Source organism: Rufibacter latericius, assembly GCF_003721515.1.
GTDB classification, from domain to species: domain Bacteria; phylum Bacteroidota; class Bacteroidia; order Cytophagales; family Hymenobacteraceae; genus Nibribacter; species Nibribacter latericius.
The window spans coordinates 525,089-544,781 of record NZ_RJJD01000008.1; the positions used below are offsets into that span (position 1 = coordinate 525,089).

Consider the following 19,693-nt stretch of genomic DNA (forward strand, 5'->3'; position numbering starts at 1 on the left):
ATGAAGAACCAACTCCATATTACTGCCAAAGATCAGGAAACCGCCGTGTTAGTGGCCGTTCCTGAGTACAAGCAGACCGATGAAAAAACCAAAGAATACCTGGACGAACTCGCCTTCCTGACCGAGACCGTTGGCGCCAAGGCCCTGAAGCGGTTTGTTCAGAAGCTGGACAAACCAGAGCCCCGCACGTATGTGGGCAAAGGAAAGCTGGAAGAGATTGTGGCCTATGTGAAGGAACACAAGGTAGACATGGTCATTTTTGATGATGACCTTTCCCCGTCACAGGTGCGTAACCTGGAGCGCGAGTTGGAGGTGAAAATCATTGACCGGAGCTTGCTTATCCTGGACATCTTCGCGCTGAGGGCCCAAACAGCCACGGCCCGCGCCCAAGTGGAACTGGCCCAGTACCGGTACCTCCTCCCCCGTCTGACCAACATGTGGACCCACTTAAGCCGGCAGAAAGGTGGGGGCGTGGCCATGCGCGGACCAGGGGAAACCGAGATTGAGACCGATAGACGGATTGTACGGGACAAGATCTCGTTACTCAAAGAGAAGCTGGAGAAATTTGAGAAGCAGAACTACGAGCAGCGCAAGTCCCGCTCCGGCATTGTCCGCGTTTCACTTGTAGGCTACACCAACGTGGGCAAATCCACGCTCATGAACCTACTCACCAAAGCCGATGTCTTCGCCGAGAACAAACTCTTCGCCACGGTAGATGCCACGGTGCGCAAGATGGTGATCGAGAACATTCCGCTGCTGCTCTCAGACACGGTAGGATTCATTAGGAAACTGCCTACCAAATTGATCGAGAGCTTTAAGTCCACCCTGGATGAGATCAGGGAATCTGACTTGCTGCTGCACGTGGTAGATGTGTCGCACCCTTCGTTTGAAGAGCACATCGCGGTGGTGAATGATACCCTGAAAGACATTCAGTCGGCGGACAAACCGGTGATTCTGGTGTTCAACAAAACCGACCTGTACCTGCAGCAGCGGGAGCAGGAACTGAAGGAAGACCATCCAGACGCACTGCCAGACATCAGCGAACTGAAATCTTCTTACATGGCCCGGGAACACGCCCCACTGGCACTGTTTATCTCGGCCACCAACCGCTCCAACATAGATGAACTGCGGCAGGTGCTTATGGAGCAGGTTTCCAAGATCCACTTCGAGCGTTATCCCCACAACACCCCGCAAGAATAATCCTGTTTCAGGGCTGTTTTCAGGAAAAGGGCCGCAAAGCGAGGAGACTTTGCCTTGGGTAAGAAAGTAAAAGAAGACACCCGGGGTCTTGTTTTTGGATTGAAAAGGCAGGACATTGGTTTGGCGCTTTTAACCTTAAGGCAGTTCCCTTCAGGCACAACCATTTTCAGGCGCATTCAGTAAACATGAAAGCCACCGCTGCTAGCCAGCGGTGGCTTTCATGTTATGACCATCCAATGAAAACGCTATATCTGTTACGCCACGCTAAATCAAGTTGGGACTATGAGGAGTTGAGTGACCATGACCGTCCTCTGGCTAAAAGAGGCCGCACAGACGCTCCCCTAATGGGTCAGGAATTGGTGGAAAGGGAAATAAAGCTTGACCTGGTCATCTCCAGCTCGGCTGTAAGGGCCATCACCACCGCCACGTTGGTTGCCAAGGAACTGAAGTTTTCCCCTGAACAGATTGGGGTGCAGGAAGAACTCTACATGATTTCCGCTGAAGGTCTGGTGGGGTTTATCCGCTCTCTGCCCGATGAGTACAACCACGTCATGCTGGTAGGCCACAACCCGGCCTTCACCGAGGTAGCCAACCTATTAAGCCCAGAGAAAAGCATCGCCAACATTCCCACCGCGGGCATTGTGGCCATCAGCTTTGATTGCAGCTACTGGGGAGAGATCTCGCCAGATAATTCTAAGCAGCTTTTCTTTGACTTTCCTAAAAACTATCGCTAAAACGTGCCTACTGGTCACGCCTAATTCCACCTGAATGGATTCTAAAGACAACCTAGATACCTCCACCCCTTCCCAGGCCAGCTCGGCCCACCCTTTGCCCCCGCTCATCAGCCGGGAACTAAGCTGGCTTGCCTTCAATTACCGCGTCCTGCAGGAAGCCAAAGACCCTCGGGTACCTTTACTGGAGCGCCTGAATTTTCTGGCTATCTTTTCCTCTAACCTGGACGAGTACTTCAAGGTGCGGGTGGCCACCCTGCGGCGTTTAGGCAAACTCAAAAAGAAAACCCGCGAAAAGCTGGAAGACGGTCCGCTGCCCGGCCTGGAGGAAGTTATCACCGAGGTCTCGCGCCAGCAGAAAGAGTTCGGCCAGGTTTTCCGGAACGAGATCATCCCTGAGCTGCGCCAAGAGCACATTCACCTCATCACCGAAGCTGAGTGCACCGATGGGCAGCAGACCATGGCGCTGGACTATTTCCGCAGGCAGATTAAACCCTTGCTGGTGCCCATCATCTTCAGTACCAACCACAGCGGCCTCTTCCTGAAAGACCAGACCGTGTACTTCATGGTGCGCCTGCAGCCAAAGCAAGAAGGCGCTCCGGAGCAGTATGCCCTTCTGGAAATCCCTACCCAAAAGCACGGAAGCCGGTTTGTGGAACTGCCCGTGGAGAAAGGGGAACACTACGTGATGCTGCTGGACGATGTGATCAGGCTGGGATTGCCGGACCTGTTCCCCGGCTACGCCGAAGTGGAAGCCTACGCCGTGAAACTCTCTCGCGATGCCGAGCTGGACATTGAGGAGGAAGTGTCGGGGAATTTAATGGCCAAAATCCGGAAAAGCCTTAAAAAGCGGGAAACCGGTCGTCCAAGTCGTTTATTGTATGATCCTGTAACTCCGGAACCCATGCTGCACGCCTTGCTGGACCGCATTGGCATCACCACCGATGAACTGGTGGCCGGCAGCCGTTTCCATAACTTCCGGGACTTCTTCGGGTTTCCGAAGTTCAAGATTCCGGGGCTTTACTATGAACCCCAGCCGCCCTTGCCGCACCCGGGGCTGGAGAAAGCTCCCAGCATGCTGGAGGCCATGAAAAGCCAGGAGTTCCTACTGCATTACCCCTACCAGAAGTTTGACTACGTGTTAAGATTCCTGGAAGAAGCTGCTGTAGATCCTAATGTCACCAGCATCAGTGTTACGCTCTACCGCGTGGCCGATAAGTCAAAGGTGGCCAAAGCCCTCATCAAAGCCGCCGAGAACGGAAAACTGGTGACCGCCGTGGTAGAGTTGAAAGCCCGTTTCGATGAGGAATCCAACATTTACTGGGGAAGCAAACTGGAGAAAGCCGGGGCCAACGTGATCTATGGCGTACCAGACCTGAAAGTGCACAGCAAGATTGGCCTGGTCACCCGCCAGGAAAACGGACAGGCAGTACAGTACGCGTACCTGAGTACCGGTAACTACAACGAGAAAACCTCGCTCATTTACACTGACCACGCCCTGTTCACCACCGACCAGCGCCTGACCAACGAACTGACCAAAGTTTTCCATTTTCTGGTAGACGGCGACCGTGATCTTACCTTTGAACATTTGCTGGTAGCTCCTTTCAACCTGCGCGATGGCCTGAATGCCCTTATCCAACACGAGATGCAACTGGCCCGCGAAGGAAAACCGGCTTACCTAGTAGCCAAGATGAATGCCCTGCAAGACAGCCGCATGATTCAGCAACTGTATGAGGCTAGCCAGGCCGGCGTGAAGATAGAATTGCTGGTGCGCGGTATCTGCAGCCTTATTCCGGGGGTGCCCGGCCTGAGCGAGAACATCTCGGTGCGCAGCATTGTGGACCGGTACCTGGAACACGGCCGCATCTACGTGTTTGGCAACGGTGGCGAAGAGAAAATCTACGTGGCCTCGGCCGACTGGATGAACCGTAACCTCAGCCGGCGGGTAGAAGTGGCGTTCCCTATCTACAACCCGGTGTTGCGCCAGGAAATCAGACACATGCTGGACATGCACATGAAAGACAACCAGAAAGCCCGCCTAACCGATAACCAATACTGGGTTTCCGATGATCCTACGGTTTCGGTGCACGCCCAGCAGGCCGCCTATCAGTTCCTGAAAGACAAAGCCACCAAAGCCGGATTTCCAGTGGAGCCTGTCGCCTAATTCCAGGAGATCACTTAAAAAAAGCCGATGCCCGTTGCAGAAAACTGTAACGGGCATCGGCTTTTATGGGCAAGTAGGTTTAGGGGTTGTTTTCAGAAAACGGGCCTTAAACCAGGGATACTATTGTTTCAGGAAACGGCGTGGCGGTACTATGAACAGTTCCACGTTGAAGAAAACAGCGTCTTTGATGTGGGTTTCAATCAACGGATTTGCCGTGCGCTGGCGGCCATCGTACAGATCGAATTTATGGTTGTAGCGGTAGCCGGTTTCCAGGGCAAACCACAGGAAGTCGTAGATTTCGCGGTCCCAGCGGAGCCTTGCCTTGATTTCTGATTTGCGCAGCTCCACGGTCTCGTACTGGTTGAATGGCTCGGTGTTGATGTTGATGTTATAGGTAGCCCCGTCTATGCGGTAGCCCATGTACAGCAACGACTTCTCTGAGAAATTCCGCCGGAAAGTGACGTTGGCCGGGAAAAGCGCCTCTACCCCCCACTTGTCGTTGAAGGTGCGGTTGTAAAGAAAGGCCGGGTAAATGGTCTGCCGCCCGAAGGCGTATCCCAGCTGCACCCCAAAACCATACGATAGGTAAGGGCTTTTCTTCCAGCCGTAAATGGCTTCCATGGACGTGCGCAGGTACCGGGTCAGGCTGATGTCGCTGTACTTTCCGTAATCGCCGTTCAACTCACCCTTCACCCTGAAGATGATGTAATTCTTGTAGTTGAGGGGCTTCAACATAACCAGTTGCCCGTCCAGCGAGCGTAGGTTTTTGTCTTCCAGGCGTTGATAGAGCGGGTACTGCTGCGTTTCGGGCTCCTTGTAATTAAACTCCTCCAGAAAGTAACTGCCGCCCAGCACCAGTTTGAAGTGCGGGTTATTCACCAGCGGTGCGTAGGCCTTGAACTCAAACCGGTTGCTTTTGAGCACATCGGCGCGGGCATCTTCTACGCTGCTCTGCTGCGCCCGGGAGTGCATGCCAAACCGAGGCAGCCGCTCATACCGGATGATAATGCCTTTGCTTTTGCCCATGCCCACCACCGACGGATTGGCCAACTCCTTTTCATCTGTGGTGTCTCTTGCCGCCCGCAGCGAATCAGAGAAAAAGCCCTGCGCGTTTAGGGGCTGTTTTAAAGAAATCAGGGTTAAAACAGCCATCAAAACAAGACCTCTCCTCAAGCAGCTCATTTGGGAATTCAATAAGGTAGAAGACATATTAAAAGAGGAAGCCGAAGTTTAGGTTGAACAGTTTCTCATCCTCGCCCGCTGTATAGGTGGCGTTTATGACCGCTTGCTTGAGTACATCAATCCAGATACCGCCGCCTACCCCGCGGTGAATCTTGTTAGACGATTCGCCATCGGCCCAAACCCGTCCGTGGTCCACCAGACCCATGATCCCGAACTTACCCGGGAACAGGTACACGTTGAATTTGAAGACCTCCAGGCGTACCTCGGTGTTCTGGTAAACAGATGTGCGACCGGCAAAACGGGTCCGGCGGTAACCGCGCAGGTTGGTGAGGCCGCCCAGAGTGTTGGCTTGGTAGAACGGGAAATCCCCGATGTTATGCGCTCCGCCCAACCTTGCCGCCAATGTCAATTGGAACGGAAGGCGCGGCCCGATGTAAAACATGAACTCAGACCCAAGATGCCCGAAATTTCGCCGCTCCCCGCCCAACTGATGGGTATAAGAAAACTCGTTCAGCCATTTCAGACCAATACGCGGGTTGATGGGCGTGCTCACCGCCTGCAGATTCAGGAAGGCCCTTACCCCGGTAAACTGCTCCATGCCAAACGCTTCTTCCGGGAGAATATCTTCCACGTACCGGCCAGGATAATGCTGCAGCTCATACCGGTCATAGAACGGCCCAATGCCCATGCGCACGAAGTGGGTGAAACTGGTATTCAAGGTGGGTGACACCATCATTCTGCTCTGCCGCACCCGGTAGTCCTTGATTCCGCGGGTTTGTTCGGTTTCGTTGCCCAGCCCGAAGAAGTTGATCTGGTACTGCGGCCCGAAAATGGCCGCCTTCACCCCAAGGTCCAGCTTGTCATTGAACACCTGCTTAAATTCTGAGTCATACCTGATGTTGTAGGCCTGGGTGGCGAAGGCATAATTGGCCCGCAGGTAATGCTCAGACGCGTACGGCTGCTTCCTGAACTTGTGGTTGCGGTACAGCACCCCGCCGCCCAAAAACAGGCCATCGTCTACGTTATACTCAATAGACAACCTTGGCCCGAAATACGGAATTTTGTAATTGTCGCGGTCATAGAGGTTCACGTCTTCAAAAGCCTCGGTTTTGTCTTCGGCTTCTGAACCCAGGGCCAACACGTTTTTCTCACCGGTGAAGTCATAGACCTTGGTTTTGCGCACCGAGCCTTTCACCCGTGACTGGTCTGAGATGGAGTCATTACCCTCGCCGCCGATGATGCGTATCATGGGCCCGGTTTTAGTGTTCCCGATAACCTCAAACACATCATCACCACCCAAGCCATACAGCCTGATTTCCTCGGTTTCCTTGTTGAAAAACAAGCGGCGGTAGAGCTCTTTGGAGACCTTTCCCTCTTTGTTGATTTTGCGCATCACCACCTCGGTTTGGTCATCGGAAATGCGGTTCACCTCAAACTTCTCACGTTTGTCTGAGCCCGCAATGTCCACGTCCTCGGCCAGGTGCAGGTAATATTTCTCGGCTACCTGGGGCAGAAGGTCTCTCCTGGATTTCAGCTTGGAAATCAACTCAGGCCCGGACAAAGGATATACCTCTGGGGGCATTTGCCGCACCGCTTCCTCTATGGCCTCATCGGTCATGGCAGCTTTCAGTTCATTGGCCAGGCCAACCCACTGCCCGCGCGTCACGCTGGACAGAAAGGTACGGTCTACGGTGAGCGCTGTCAGGTTAAGGCCTTTGTAGTCCCCGAAATCTTTCCCGAAGTGCTGAAAATTACGCACCGCCCACCGTCGGCTCACCAGCCAGGGAATAATGCCATCGGCTTTGAAGAACGCGATGTCGCGGTCCTCAGGTACCGGCCGGTAGGTACGGTTGTCCTCACCTGACTTGGTTTCTACCCAGCGCCACTGACCTTCGTGCCGGTCCCAGTCGCCAATGAGCATGTCCAGAAGACGGGCGCGGGCAAATTCCTGCTCGTCTACCCGGTTGTCATGGTCGTTGCGTTTTCGTTCCAGCAGTTTCTCCGTCCCGATGATGTTGGTAGCGTTACCCAGACTGGCCACGTCTGAATGGTCTTCGTCGGCGTCTTCTTCCAGGAAAGCGACGGTGTTGTTGAATTCATCCAGGTACTGGCGCAGGCGCGGATCACTGGGAATATACACCAGTTTAGGATTGGTATGGTAAACCCCTGCGGCATCGGCTAGTTTCGCCGAAATTAAAGCTCCGTAAGGGTGCTGCGCCGAAATCTGGTCCTGCAACAAATCACGGGCGAAGGTTTCCTGCAACGCCACCGGCAACACGTTGGTGGGGTCTTTGTTCACGGAACGCAGCGTGTATTCCCGGCCTTCTTCGTTGCGCAGTTTCAGGGAAGACGTCTGTTTTCCGCCCCCTTTCTGGTAAGGCACCAATCCGCCCTTCTCCCGCTGCAGATCCAGCATTGGAATGGTTACCGGCGTTTGCCACTCCCGACGGTAATGGTTCCCCAGAAGGCCTTTCTTGAAGGCACCTACGCCATAGGCTTTATTGGCGGGCACTGTGATGGTGCTGTCTTTGTAATCTTCTTTGGTAATGGCAACCTGCTCGGCCTCGGGTTTGGTGCGGGCGTACATGGGCATCCGGAAGGACAACCTGGCGGGCTCTTCATCGTCGTTTTTGGCCCAGAATTCTACCCACGCTTCGCCATTCTTATAGTAGTTGATGCGGGCATAGCCTTGAGATTTCTCGGCGTAGAGCGCGTCGCCGCCGTTTTTCACGTGCTGGGTTTTACAACCGGCACCGCTTACAATGTGCGCCAGTTTTCCCTGCTTAAAATACTGCAGGTTGTGCTCATGCCCCGCTGCGTAGACAATGTTATCGTATTTGTTGAAGACCTTTAAAAGTCCGTTGATATAGGCCTGGTAGCTGGGGTGGGGAATATCCTGGGCAATGCCGCCGTATTTACGGGCCAAAGGGTAAATGGACCCGATGATGGGCAATGGCAGCACCCAGCCTTTCCTGAGGATAGTAAGTGGGAACAAATGGTCAGTGAGGGTGAAGTACCCGCCGTGGATTCCGTTGCTGAACAGCGGGTGGTGCCCCACCACCACAATGTTCTTGCCTTTGTTTTTATCGATGATGTCTTCCAGTTGCACCAGCACGTCTACTTCACTGACCACGCCGCAGGGATTATCATCGCCGTAGGGTTTGTCATAGGGATGCAACCACCAGTGGGAATCCAGCGCGATAAGGACGATCTCCTCCTCTATCAGGACCTCAAACGGGCCTGGACACCCGTTGCCCGGCACGAAAAAGTCGTTGCCTACCACAATGTTGCTGTCGGCGAGGTATTCCTCTACAAAGCGCTCTTCCCGTATTACGGCATTCAATCCATCTGGGGAGCCGCTGCCGCCGCCCCAATCGTGGTTTCCGGGAATCATGTATTTCTCGCCTTTGTAGCCCTTAAGAATTTCCAATTGGGCTTTCATCCGGTCCTCGGCGGTTTTCCGGTCATAGGCGTCTGGTTCTGGCAGGCCGTTGTGGTAAATGTTGTCGCCCAGGTACACTACCGCGCTTTTCTCTCCGGCCTGGTCAATCTGGGACTTCAGGTGCATGAGGGTCGGGTCGGGTTTATCGGTGAGGGGTGCCCCGGCATCCCCGATCAGAAAGACGCTGTAGATAATCTCAGAGGTGTCTTTGGGAGCATGGGATTGCCAGTCCACCACATTGCGGGCATAGTAGGGCTTGGCGGTTTTACAGGCCTGCACTAACCAGAAAACGGCAAAAAGTAATAAGAGGAGACTGTATTTTTTCTTCATGAACAATAGGTGGCAAGGCTTGTCATTCTGCGGGCTCCCCTATCTTAAGCAGGGAGCAGAAAAGACTCAAGGACGTAAAAGCTGCTCCTTATACGGAGTCCGGGCTTCAGGGATTATCCTATCCTTGGTAAATAGGTTCTGCAGAATATTTGCCTCTATGACGTACACACAGCAGTTAGGGTTAGGGAAACCTGTTGGCGTTCTTCTAATTTATCAGCTGGGGAAACCCGAAGTCTGCACTTTGCCGTTCTACGCCCGTTTTCCTGAAAACAGCCCCAGAACGACTTTCAACCTTGCAAAGCCTTTTGGCAAAAGAAGCACAACTTAAGGCAGGCTTCTGGAGGCGAGACACTTACCTGGCTTACCTGTTGACAGAATGGAGGATTTCTGGTTTAGCTTGCAGGATTAAGCGTTGGCGTTTTAAGGTGTTTTGCCTAAAACGGCCCCAAAGCGAATTGCCTCCGCCGGTACCCCGAAAGGATTTCAGTTAACCTTCAAGGCCGGTTTCGCGTTGTAGACCTTTGGATTCACCTATATCAGAAACAGCCGATGCGCTGTTTTCAGACAAGTGCTACGGGCAATATCGCTCTCACCTACTTTATGAAAAACGAAGATCTCATCCGGAAAGCTGGCAACTATGTGTTCACGCTTTTCAAAGAGAAACTATCAAAGAAATTAGTTTACCACAACTACAAACACACGTTTGAGGTGGTAAAGGAGGCCAGGGAACTGGCCCAGGGGTACACGCTGTCCCCCGAGGAGATGGAGATGCTGATGCTGGCGGCCTGGTTTCATGACACCGGCTACGTGACCACCTATGAGAACCATGAAGAGGAGAGCATAGAGATTTCCACCGCCTTTCTGCGAGCCGAGAAATACCCCGAAGAGAAAATACAGCAGGTAAACCGCTGCATCATGGCCACCAAACACGGCCAGATCACGCACCACCTGCTGGAAGATATTCTAGTTGACGCCGACATCGCTAACATTGGCAAAGACACTTTCTTCGCGACGGCAGAGCTGTTGCGTGTGGAGTGGGAGATCTTCCAGAACCGCACCTTCTCAGACCTGGAGTGGGCGCAGTACCAACTTGACTTTTTGCTTTCCGTTTCTTTCAGAACCCAAGCGGCACAGGCCAAATTCTCTAAGCAGTTGAGCAAGAACATTCAGGAGCAGCGTACCCATCAGTTGGAGCTGGCCAAGAAGAAAAAGAAAAAGGAGAAGAAGAACCGCGAAGACTTGGCCCAACCCAAACGCGGGATTGAGACCATGTTCAAAAGCACCTATGACAACCACATCAGTCTGAGTGCCATCGCCGACAACAAAGCCAACATGATGATCAGCCTGAACGCCATCATTATGTCCATCATCATCACTTACCTGGGGACCAAATCGTCCATCATTGGGGCCGAGTTTACCCGTAACCCCATTCTGATGATTCCGGTGGGTATCCTGCTGGCCACCACCTTGGCCTCGGTGATCTCGGCCATTATCTCGGCGCAGCCTGAGGTGACCAGTTTCCGGGTGCGCCCCGACAAACTCACCAGCCGCCGCATCAACCTGCTGTTCTTCGGGAACTTCACTAAGATTCCGCTGGAGGACTTCCAGAACGGCATGCATGACATCATGCGTGACAAGAACGCCCTCTACAACAACATGATCACCGATATTTATTACCTGGGCGATGTGCTTAAAAACAAGTACCGTTTATTGCGCATCTCGTACACCATTTTCATGATCGGGATTATCTTGACGGTGCTTTCCTTTGTGATTGCCATTTCCCGTTAGAAAGTCAAATATTCTATAAAACAGAAGGGCTGCCGTGTAACCACGGCAGCCCTTCTGTTTTTACATTGGTGCTATTTAGTTCGGTTCTTATATAACTGTTCGCAGAGGTGTTTCAGTTGCAATAAGGAGGATTTCATGAAGCCCTTGATCTGTTTCCGGCCGTAATTCTCATAGAAATAATCGCCCACAGAAACCCTGCTGTAATGGAATTCCAGGGTAAGCAAAGTGCCTTCCTGCTCCTGGTGCAGGTAATAAAAAATGAGAGAGTTGGGGAACATCTTGAAGTTAGCCATTTTCTCAATAACCTCGGTTTTGTCTGCCGTTACCCGGCTCTGCAAGGTCTGCATTTCAATAGACCCGCCTTTCTCCATTTCGCAGAAGTAGTTGGTGCCAATACGGCTTCCCTTTTTGGTGTCAAAACGAGCGCTTTTCACGCGGTGCATCCACTTGGGTTTTAACCGATAGTTCTGGATAACTCGCAGCACTAATTCTACCGGGGCTTTGATGTGGTCTCTCAGGGAAAAGGTATTGGGGTACTGCTTGTGGGTATGCTCGGCCTCAGGATCGGTGACCAGGAGGCGCAACGGGGTAAGGAAAGCGTATTTGTACCGAATATCCCCCACGTGCTCATAGCTATTCATACCGTCTTTCAGCTGCGTCCACTCAAAATTCTGCGCCACTGCCTCGGGAGCCTGGGTATTCAGGTATCCTTCGGTCAGGAGCACGTATTCTGAGCCCTCTATGCTGTTTTTCAGCAAGCGGTGGGCCAGAATCACATCGGTGCCCATGAGCTTGATATGGTCCCTTATTTGGGTTACACTGATGCGGCCGTAATGCACGATCACTTTAAGGGTAAGTTTATTCTCTGACAAGTGAGGACTAGCCAGAATATCATCGCGCTCCATGATGCGCAGGTAGTTCTGGAAATCAAGGAAAATCTGTTTGCACTGGCTTACGATCTGGTCAATGGCCGGCGGCTCCCCTATTTTATAAAACAGAATGGCGTCTCCCTGAATCTCGCAGACCTCCATGTTCAGGATATTGGCCTCAATGATAATCTCCAGTAAGTCAGCAATCAGGTTACGGCTGTACTGCACCCCGTTTTCATGCATGAAACGGGTAAAGCCGCTTATATCCGGAATGAAGAGCAGCGCCGGCTGCGAATCATCCGATTCATGGGGTGCTAAAGAAATATTGGTTACTGTTGACTCCATGGATTTCAAACTAAAGTAGAAGCCGTTCAGTTGAAGTATTCAACCAATGTCATCTTCCTATTGGGTTACCTACCAACGCCACATATACGTGAATTACGTCTCTTCCTTTGCCTTTAGTGGGCACTTGTTGAAAATTTTCCTGAACTTCTTTTCCTGGCTGGGGCAAGCCCGGGCACTTCCTCTCCCAAATCCGTTAAAAGCCGGCCATGAAATAAGGCTTTCTTGCAAATTCTTACTTGATTTGGGTGTTGCCAGAAATAAAACTTATTCCTTCCCTCAGCGCCTAATAACAATTTCTTGATAAGAATCCCCGCGATTGTTTTAGGGTCATTTTCCTGAAAATAGCCCTAAAACAAAAAAGAGTGAAGGACCCTTCACCGGGTCGCCTCACTCCTTTTACTTCTCTAAGGTTCTTCTTAGGAATTAGCGTCAGCGCTTTTAGGCTTACGGCCTCTTTTAGCACCTTTTGGCTTGTTTAATGAATCTGGAATTTGATTCAAAGCCTCATTCATTTGGCTAAAAATACCTAGCATCAATTGAACATCTTCTACATTCTGACAATCGCGGATAACCTCCATCTGCATTTTGTCAAGCTTTGCTTTTAATTGATCTCTCATAGTAATAGTAAATGGGTCGTTTAAAAATAAATTCGGTGCAAATATATAAATTACGGTGAATGTTCAGCATTAAACTGTTAATTGTTCCTGCATATTTGCTTTACGAATTCAACATAACCTTTTGTTTCTTAATAAAGGAATTACCCCTGCAATTATTGCTTTATTTCAGATTATTTTCTTTAAATAGGTCATCAATGTTGGTTTCTTCTTGGAAAAGCCAGTAGCAATTCTGTTTTAAGCCTCTCTGGAGGATTGTAGAATTCTTTGCTGTTCCAACTAAAAACCTCAAAAGACCAGAATTAGTCCTCTTACTATTTTATGGAAATTAATTTTGATTTACTTTTGCAAGGCAGCGAAGGCTGTTTTACCTGGCCCCGTAGTTCAACGGATAGAATAGAAGTTTCCTAAACTTTAGATCTGGGTTCGATTCCCGGCGAGGCCACACTTTCCCTACCTTGGGAAATCTCTCTCCCCTTCCCTAAATGCCGGAACTGACCCGAATAACCAAATAGGTTCTCTAACGGTGCAATTCTCCTTTTTCTACAATATTCTTTTTTATTGTAAAGATTTTGCACCTGAAATTAAAATAAAACTCCTTATTTCCATTTCAATGAGGTAGAGGCATAATTCTATTCTAAATTCAAGAAAATGGAGTTAGAAGAAATTCTTCCTATAAATAGAAGACCTTGAGAAATATCCAATTTGTTTTAAATTGGTAGTCAGGGAAAGCAATTGAAGGATTTTTACTTAGAACCTGAGGGTAGCTTTTATTTTAAAATACACCAACCCACAAGGCAATTTCATGGATTTAGCTTGTTTTCCCACCGATATTATTTCTGCAGCCAGGCTTTTTCATCCTTCCAGATTAATTCAGGAGTGAGATTTTGAAACAAAAGTACAAGACATCGGTTTTTCTTTCTTATGCATTTGAAATGCCTTCAAACCCTTGATTTACATTTCATACCTAAAACAATTAGGCAACCCTCTGGTTTCGTGAAAACCAGGGTTAAATAAAAAAGGCAAAACCAATGGGTTTTGCCTTTTACTTATAATTTGCCTTACATTACCGAAGAATCACTTTCCTTACTTCGCTGTACGAGGGGGCCTCTAGTTTTACGTAATACAGACCTTTAGATAATTTATTCAGGTCCAGCGTTTTCATGTAATGGGTATCTGGGTCCTGGATCACTTCACGGTAAACAATGTTACCAATCACATTCATAATCCGCAGATCGGTCTTTTTGCCTTCAAATCCTTCTAAGGAGATGGTGATCACGCCGTTGGTGGGATTAGGATATACAGACATAGACTGTTCCTCTACGTCCACCTTTGCCTCACTCTTCTGTTCGGTGGGCAGCGGCCGGGTTCTTACCTGGGCGGGCACATCGTAGAAGGTGAAACAAATCACTAAAAAGAGTATAAGGTGTTTCATGGGTTTTCTTTAATCTTGATTTCAAATGCATAGCAGTAACTTATATCTTCATAACGATCAAGGAGCCTGCTTGGTTTTGCATTTTAAATTGAACAAATACGTAATTCAAGTGTTCTAAATAACACTAATTGAATAAAAACAACATCTTAGCCCAGCCCTATGCTTACCCAAAAAGTCATTGTCATTGGAGGAGGATTAGCCGGTCTGGTGAACGCTTTGCGACTATCCGGCCAGGGCGTAGAAGTGACTTTGGTGGAGAAGAAAAGGTTTCCTTTCCATAAAGTATGCGGCGAATACATTTCCAACGAGGTCCTCCCTTTTCTGAAAACTTTGGGAGTAGCCGTGGAGGAACTAAAGCCTGCCCAATTAACACATTTTATGCTCTCATCGCCGGCTGGCCGAACCCTGCAGACGCCGCTTGACTTAGGCGGTTTTGGCATTAGCCGATACAGACTGGATCACCACCTCTATCAATTGGCGCAGCGGCAGGGAGTCACGTTCAGAGAACAGGTAAGCACCACCGATGTTTATTTTGACGGAAACATTTTCATAGTGACGCTCTCTTCCGGCGAGCAGCTTCAGGCTCCGGTGGTGATTGGGGCGTACGGCAAACGCAGTGCGTTAGACCGTCGTTTTAACCGTGCTTTTTTCGAGAAGCGGTCGCCTTATCTGGCTGTTAAATACCATGTGCGCACGCAACTGCCCCGGCACATCATTGCGCTGCATAATTTTTCTGATGGCTACGCCGGGGTGTCGGCCATTGAAGAGGATCGTTTTTGCTTCTGTTACCTGACCACGCGCCAAAACCTGAAGAAACACGGCACCATTGCCGAAATGGAAGCCCAAGAACTGTACAAAAACCCTCACCTGCGCGACCTTTTCGCCAACAGTGAGTTCCTGTACCCGCAACCCGAGGTCATCAACGAAATCTCCTTTGAACCTAAGGCCTGCCTGGAAGATCATGTGCTCATGAGCGGAGACGCTGCCGGCCTGATCACGCCTCTCTGCGGAAACGGCATGGCCATGGCCATCCACTCGGCCAAGCTTTTGTCAGAACAGGTACTGCTTTTCTTAAACGGCCAGCAAACCAGATCCCAGATGGAGGCAAACTACGCTTCGGATTGGCAGCGGCAATTTGGCGCCAGGTTGCAGACCGGTCGGTTGGTGCAGCGTCTGTTCGGACAGCCGGTGTTGTCTGAGTTGGCAGTAGCGGGCTTGAAATATCTACCAGGTGCGGTAAACGCCATCATGCGGCGTACCCACGGCAAACCTTTCTAAAGCAATCATAGCTATCCTTTATGCAGTGCTGGGGCATTTCAGGTCTGTTTTCCTTAAAACATCTGTAAAACGCCTTCGGCCAATCTCTTATATACACCAAGTTTCTTTAGAAGACCTGCTTTCCAGCCTAGGAGCCACAACCCCAAACCAACGTTAAGAGTATTCAAATAACAGCCGGCGACACTTCTCTTCCCGTAGCACATCTTGGTAAAACCACCAGACGCTATAAACATCTTGCCGCTTTTTTGCTTATACTTAACATATGAAGAGTTATCTCTGCGCCATCGGCACGGCTAATCCCCCGCATGCTTTTCCTCAGCAACAAATCGCTGATTTTATGGCCGAGGCCCTTCAGTTGAACGAGCAGGACACGCGCAAGCTGAAAGCGCTGTACCGGGTCTCGGGCATAGACCAACGCCATACTGCGTTGCCAGACTACGGCCGCCAAAACGGCGAATACGAGTTCTATCCCAACACGCCGGGCCTGGAACCTTTCCCCAGCGTAGGAGACCGGATGCAGCAATACCGCAAGGCCGCGCTGCCGCTCTCCGTTAAAGCGGCGCAGGAGTGCCTGACCCAACTACCCAACCTGGAGGTCGGCCAGATCACCCACCTCATCACCGTCAGTTGCACGGGCATGTACGCCCCGGGCCTGGATATTGAACTGGTGGAGGCCCTGGGCTTGTCCACGCAGGTGCAGCGCACGTGTATCTATTTCATGGGTTGTTATGCGGCCTTCAATGCCCTGAAAGCGGCCGATACCATCTGCCGCGCCGATGCCCATGCCCGCGTGCTCATTGTCTGCACCGAGCTTTGCACCCTCCATTTCCAAAAACAGCCCGAAAGCGACCATCTGGTGTCTAACTCCCTTTTCGCGGACGGTGCCGCGGCCGTGGTGGTGAGCCCCAAACCGCTATCGCCCTTATCGCTCCGCGTAGATGCCTTTCATTGCGATCTAGCTCCCTCGGGGCATAAAGACATGGCGTGGCACATCCACGATTTCGGGTTCGAGATGACGCTTTCCTCCTACGTACCGGCTCTGATCAAACAAGGCATCGGGCAGTTGACTCAGTCGCTGCTGCAGAAACTGAATTTGAAGTTGGAGGAGATTGAGTTGTTTGCCATTCACCCCGGCGGGCGTAAAATCTTGGAGGTGATAGAGCAGGCGTTGGGGCTAACTACCAAAGACAACCGACACGCGTACCAAGTGTTACGGCAGTTCGGGAACATGTCATCGGCCACAGTGCTGTTTGTGCTGCAGGCGCTGTGGCAGGACCTGAAACCTAACCGGCACGAGGCCCCTATCCTCAGTTTTGCCTTCGGGCCGGGGCTTACCCTTGAATCCATGCTGCTTTCGGTACACTATGTTTAGCCAGCGGTCCACGGAAACCGAGCTGATGGATGATCTCACGCTGGCCAGCGATGACCTGCGCCGCAACCTGCAGGAACTGGAGTTCATCAACGTTTGGCTAGGCGGTCATGAAGTAGTCAGGAACGGCTTGAACCAACTTTTAAAGAGCCCGCTTTTCACCTTTTTTCCGGATAAGAAGCTGAAAATAGCCGATCTGGGCAGTGGTGGCGGAGACACGTTGCGCATGGTAGCCCAATGGGCGCGCCAGAATCAATTGGCAGTGGAGTTGGTGGGCATAGACGCCAATGCCTTTATGCTGGAATACAGCGCTTCCCTGAGCCAAGCCTACCCTGAAATCACATACCGCCAATTCGATGTTTTCTCTCCTGAGTTCGCCCAGGAGCGGTTCGATGTGGTCATCTGCAGCCTTTTCCTGCACCATTTTCAGGACGATGCCCTCGCCGGTTTGTTGGCGCAACTGAGCCGTCAGGTACGGGTAGCGGTGCTCATCAATGACATCCACCGGCACCCGCTGGCCTACCATTCCATCAAGGGGCTGACCAAAATCTTCTCTCGTTCGTATTTGGTCAAGAACGATGCCCCGCTCTCGGTGCTACGCGCTTTTTCCAAGGCAGACTGGCAACGGATTCTGGAAAGGGCCAGAGTTACCACCTACCAACTGCGCTGGCGGTGGGCATTTAGGTGGCAAATTATTTTCGGGCCGGTTTCAGAAAAAGGGCACCAAAAAGGTTTTAATTTGTAACTTACTGGTAAATAGAACAATAAACGTATTTATTCAAAGTTTTAGAGGTTATAAATACGGAGTACACTGCTTTTAAAAAGCGAAGAAAACTGCTTGATGCTGTTGCCTTCGCGTATTGTTCCACCAAATTTTTCCTCATGGGCCGAAGTTCCTCCAACCATTCTATTCAGTTCTGGCTGCTTCTGGTAGCCTCCATCCTTTTATCAGCCATGGTCATCAGTCTGTTTTCTGAAAGCATGAAGGCGATGATCTACTTACTTTTTGTGCTTCTGCTGGTGCCAGTCATCTACCTGTCACTGAAACGCTCCCTTCCCTTCTTCAAAAACCAAGACTCCAAACTTAAAACCCGCACGTAATTAGATAGTAGTTGTTTAACGCTAGATGTTAGATCCTAAACCAGAAAATCTAACATCTAGCGCCTACCCTCTATCGTCTTAAAAGAAAATCTGCTGGGCCAACCGATAAGTATTGGCGTGGGCCTCCACTATATCAGCAATACGGGTAGAATAGCCCCCGCCCATGCTGGCGCAAACGGGTATGCCCCGCCGATGGCAGGCCTCCAGCACCAGGCGGTCGCGCTCTTTGCAACCGGCAATGGTCAGTCCCAGTTTGCCTAATTTGTCGGAGGACAGCACGTCTACCCCACTCTGGAAAAACACGAAATCGGGCTGAAAACGGTCCAACAAACCTGGCAAGTGCTCGCTTAAAAGCTGCAGGTATGCGGCATCGGTGATTCCGTCGGGTAAGGGCACGTCCAGATCAGAGGTTTCTTTGTGCAAGGGATAATTGTTGCCGCCGTGCATGCTGAACGTGAACACCCTTGGCTCTTGCGCAAAAATCTGGGCCGTGCCGTTGCCTTGGTGCACATCCAGATCCACGATGAGAATCCTTTGGGCTTTCCCTTCATCCAGCAGGTACTGGGCAGCCAAGGCATTGTCGTTGAGCAAGCAGAAACCCTCACCCCGATCAGTGAAGGCGTGGTGCGTGCCGCCGGCAATGTTCATGGCTACGCCAAACTCCAAGGCAAACTCAGCAGCCTGTACGGTGCCACCCATGATGAGTACCTCGCGGTCTACCAGTTCTTTTGACAACGGAAAGCCTGTCTTCCTTATCTCAGAGGGCGTGAGTTCCAGGTTACGAAGCTTTTGCCAATAACCACGTTCATGCACCCGTTCAATGCGGGACTCGGACAAGGGGGATGGCTGGAAGAAGTTTTCCTGGGTTACAGTGCCTTCGTACAAAAGCTGTTGGGGTAGCAGTTCATACTTGAGCATCGGGAACCGGTGGTTCTCGGGGAGAGGGTGCGCGTACTCGGGGGCCCAGGCTATTTTCAACATACAGACAACAGGAACATTTTTAGGATTATTCTCACCTCTCTGGAAGCTTACCTCTTGTTCACCTTTGTTTGGGAACGAAGGGCAGGGTGCAACATTATAAGCAGGAGTTAGTATAAGAGAACAACCCGGTTTTCACTGCAGGGTTTAAATTTCCTATACCAAATGTACTACCTACTATGAAAAAACTTTGTTTACTTTTAATAAGTGTATTATTCTTTGAAGCGGCACAGGCGCAGGAGCGCGTTCTCAATAGAGGCGTCATTAACCACAACGAAGAGTCTGGCGGAGGCGAACGCACCAACAGCGGTTTCGGGGTGAAAGGCGGGGTGTTGTTCAGTGCCTTGCAGGGCGATGGCAAAGATGCCCTGGACAACCTGAAATCCTCTACCAACTGGCACGCCGGTTTCTACTCCCAATTCAGTGTCTCCCGGGTATTCTCCATCCAACCCGAAGCGCTTTATACCCGCCGCGAGGTGAACGCCGCCGATTCAAAACGCCAGTTCGATTATATTGATGTTCCGGTATTAGGCGTCCTCAGCCTTACCGATAATATCAGCATCCATGCCGGTCCGCAGGTGGGCGTGATGTTGACCGCCAAGGAAAACGACAAAGAGATAGACAAAGAAGGCCTCAACTCTTTTGACTACGGCGCCGCTGCCGGCATTGAAGCCAAGGTGTTCATCTTCAGACTGGGCGGACGGTACTACCGCAGCCTTGAGGATATTGGAAAATTTGATGAGGCGAACGCGAACCGCGCGTTGAATGACATCCGGGCAGGAAACTTCCAAATCTACTTAGGCGTAGGGTTTTAACTAGCGTTATTCAGGAAAAGGTTTAAACGGAAAGGTGCTTCTGCAAAGAGCA

15 protein-coding genes and 1 tRNA gene are annotated in these 19,693 nt (G+C 50.9%); 10 read left to right on the forward strand and 6 right to left on the reverse strand.

Annotated elements, in window-relative coordinates; genetic code table 11:
- The 3 genes from hflX to ppk1 all read left to right on the forward strand — a co-directional run bounded on the left by hflX (position 1) and on the right by ppk1 (position 4,095).
- Positions 1-1,200: a GTPase HflX gene (gene hflX, locus EFB08_RS14130; RefSeq protein WP_123127594.1), complete on the forward strand. Its 1,200-nt coding sequence runs from the start codon at positions 1-3 to the stop codon at positions 1,198-1,200.
- 236 nt (positions 1,201-1,436) lie between these two features.
- A complete protein-coding gene (locus EFB08_RS14135) occupies positions 1,437-1,934 on the forward strand; it encodes a SixA phosphatase family protein (protein ID WP_123127963.1) in 498 nt (165 codons plus the stop codon).
- A gap of 34 nt (positions 1,935-1,968) precedes the next feature.
- Positions 1,969-4,095 (forward strand): polyphosphate kinase 1, encoded by a 2,127-nt coding sequence (gene ppk1, locus EFB08_RS14140; protein ID WP_123127595.1) that lies wholly within the window; start codon positions 1,969-1,971, stop codon positions 4,093-4,095.
- Between the two features lie 120 nt (positions 4,096-4,215).
- Here the strand turns inward: ppk1 and EFB08_RS14145 are convergent, their stop codons facing one another.
- Both EFB08_RS14145 and EFB08_RS14150 read right to left on the reverse strand, forming a co-directional pair.
- Entirely contained in the window at positions 4,216-5,247 is a 1,032-nt protein-coding gene (locus EFB08_RS14145; protein WP_123127596.1) for a DUF6268 family outer membrane beta-barrel protein, read from the reverse strand.
- 58 nt (positions 5,248-5,305) lie between these two features.
- Positions 5,306-9,049: a metallophosphoesterase gene (locus EFB08_RS14150; RefSeq protein ID WP_123127597.1), complete on the reverse strand. Its 3,744-nt coding sequence runs from the start codon at positions 9,047-9,049 to the stop codon at positions 5,306-5,308.
- Between the two features lie 600 nt (positions 9,050-9,649).
- Between EFB08_RS14150 and EFB08_RS14160 the strand changes: the two genes are divergently transcribed.
- Complete coding sequence (locus EFB08_RS14160; RefSeq protein ID WP_123127599.1) at positions 9,650-10,837, forward strand: Pycsar system effector family protein; 1,188 nt, start codon at positions 9,650-9,652, stop codon at positions 10,835-10,837.
- Positions 10,838-10,908: 71 nt separating this feature from the next.
- On the opposite strand, the gene EFB08_RS14165 is transcribed toward EFB08_RS14160, so the two are convergent.
- The gene (locus EFB08_RS14165) at positions 10,909-12,051 is read right to left on the reverse strand and encodes a DUF2652 domain-containing protein (protein WP_123127600.1); all 1,143 of its coding nucleotides are present in this window, start codon (positions 12,049-12,051) and stop codon (positions 10,909-10,911) included.
- Between the two features lie 416 nt (positions 12,052-12,467).
- Positions 12,468-12,668 (reverse strand): hypothetical protein, encoded by a 201-nt coding sequence (locus EFB08_RS14170; RefSeq protein ID WP_123127601.1) that lies wholly within the window; start codon positions 12,666-12,668, stop codon positions 12,468-12,470.
- A gap of 370 nt (positions 12,669-13,038) precedes the next feature.
- On the opposite strand from EFB08_RS14170, the gene EFB08_RS14175 reads away from it, so the two are divergent.
- Positions 13,039-13,110, forward strand: a tRNA-Arg gene (locus tag EFB08_RS14175).
- Between the two features lie 621 nt (positions 13,111-13,731).
- On the opposite strand, the gene EFB08_RS14180 is transcribed toward EFB08_RS14175, so the two are convergent.
- Positions 13,732-14,100: a T9SS type A sorting domain-containing protein gene (locus EFB08_RS14180; protein ID WP_123127602.1), complete on the reverse strand. Its 369-nt coding sequence runs from the start codon at positions 14,098-14,100 to the stop codon at positions 13,732-13,734.
- Between the two features lie 159 nt (positions 14,101-14,259).
- On the opposite strand from EFB08_RS14180, the gene EFB08_RS14185 reads away from it, so the two are divergent.
- The 4 genes from EFB08_RS14185 to EFB08_RS14205 all read left to right on the forward strand — a co-directional run bounded on the left by EFB08_RS14185 (position 14,260) and on the right by EFB08_RS14205 (position 17,848).
- A complete protein-coding gene (locus EFB08_RS14185) occupies positions 14,260-15,378 on the forward strand; it encodes an NAD(P)/FAD-dependent oxidoreductase (protein WP_123127603.1) in 1,119 nt (372 codons plus the stop codon).
- A gap of 262 nt (positions 15,379-15,640) precedes the next feature.
- Positions 15,641-16,750 (forward strand): type III polyketide synthase, encoded by a 1,110-nt coding sequence (locus EFB08_RS14195; protein ID WP_123127605.1) that lies wholly within the window; start codon positions 15,641-15,643, stop codon positions 16,748-16,750.
- Positions 16,743-17,492, forward strand: a complete 750-nt coding sequence (locus tag EFB08_RS14200) for a methyltransferase domain-containing protein (protein WP_123127606.1) — start codon at positions 16,743-16,745, stop codon at positions 17,490-17,492. The genes EFB08_RS14195 and EFB08_RS14200 overlap by 8 nt, the downstream gene beginning before the upstream one ends.
- 137 nt (positions 17,493-17,629) lie before the next feature.
- A complete protein-coding gene (locus EFB08_RS14205) occupies positions 17,630-17,848 on the forward strand; it encodes a hypothetical protein (RefSeq protein WP_123127607.1) in 219 nt (72 codons plus the stop codon).
- 78 nt (positions 17,849-17,926) lie between these two features.
- Here the strand turns inward: EFB08_RS14205 and EFB08_RS14210 are convergent, their stop codons facing one another.
- Positions 17,927-18,829 carry a histone deacetylase family protein gene (locus EFB08_RS14210; protein ID WP_123127608.1) on the reverse strand — a complete coding sequence of 301 codons (903 nt, stop codon included), beginning with the start codon at positions 18,827-18,829 and terminating at the stop codon, positions 17,927-17,929.
- Positions 18,830-19,005: 176 nt separating this feature from the next.
- On the opposite strand from EFB08_RS14210, the gene EFB08_RS14215 reads away from it, so the two are divergent.
- Positions 19,006-19,641: a porin family protein gene (locus tag EFB08_RS14215; protein ID WP_123127609.1), complete on the forward strand. Its 636-nt coding sequence runs from the start codon at positions 19,006-19,008 to the stop codon at positions 19,639-19,641.
- Positions 19,642-19,693 lie beyond the last annotated feature (52 nt).

Coding starts and splice junctions, on each gene's coding strand:
- EFB08_RS14165 (WP_123127600.1), bottom strand. CDS start 12,051: ATGGAGTCAACAGTAACCAATATTTCTTTAGCACCCCATGAATCGGAT.
- EFB08_RS14185 (WP_123127603.1), top strand. CDS start 14,260: ATGCTTACCCAAAAAGTCATTGTCATTGGAGGAGGATTAGCCGGTCTG.
- EFB08_RS14160 (WP_123127599.1), top strand. CDS start 9,650: ATGAAAAACGAAGATCTCATCCGGAAAGCTGGCAACTATGTGTTCACG.
- hflX (WP_123127594.1), top strand. CDS start 1: ATGAAGAACCAACTCCATATTACTGCCAAAGATCAGGAAACCGCCGTG.
- EFB08_RS14205 (WP_123127607.1), top strand. CDS start 17,630: ATGGGCCGAAGTTCCTCCAACCATTCTATTCAGTTCTGGCTGCTTCTG.
- EFB08_RS14135 (WP_123127963.1), top strand. CDS start 1,437: ATGAAAACGCTATATCTGTTACGCCACGCTAAATCAAGTTGGGACTAT.
- EFB08_RS14180 (WP_123127602.1), bottom strand. CDS start 14,100: ATGAAACACCTTATACTCTTTTTAGTGATTTGTTTCACCTTCTACGAT.
- EFB08_RS14145 (WP_123127596.1), bottom strand. CDS start 5,247: ATGGCTGTTTTAACCCTGATTTCTTTAAAACAGCCCCTAAACGCGCAG.
- EFB08_RS14150 (WP_123127597.1), bottom strand. CDS start 9,049: ATGAAGAAAAAATACAGTCTCCTCTTATTACTTTTTGCCGTTTTCTGG.
- EFB08_RS14200 (WP_123127606.1), top strand. CDS start 16,743: ATGTTTAGCCAGCGGTCCACGGAAACCGAGCTGATGGATGATCTCACG.
- EFB08_RS14210 (WP_123127608.1), bottom strand. CDS start 18,829: ATGTTGAAAATAGCCTGGGCCCCCGAGTACGCGCACCCTCTCCCCGAG.
- EFB08_RS14195 (WP_123127605.1), top strand. CDS start 15,641: ATGAAGAGTTATCTCTGCGCCATCGGCACGGCTAATCCCCCGCATGCT.
- ppk1 (WP_123127595.1), top strand. CDS start 1,969: ATGGATTCTAAAGACAACCTAGATACCTCCACCCCTTCCCAGGCCAGC.
- EFB08_RS14215 (WP_123127609.1), top strand. CDS start 19,006: ATGAAAAAACTTTGTTTACTTTTAATAAGTGTATTATTCTTTGAAGCG.
- EFB08_RS14170 (WP_123127601.1), bottom strand. CDS start 12,668: ATGAGAGATCAATTAAAAGCAAAGCTTGACAAAATGCAGATGGAGGTT.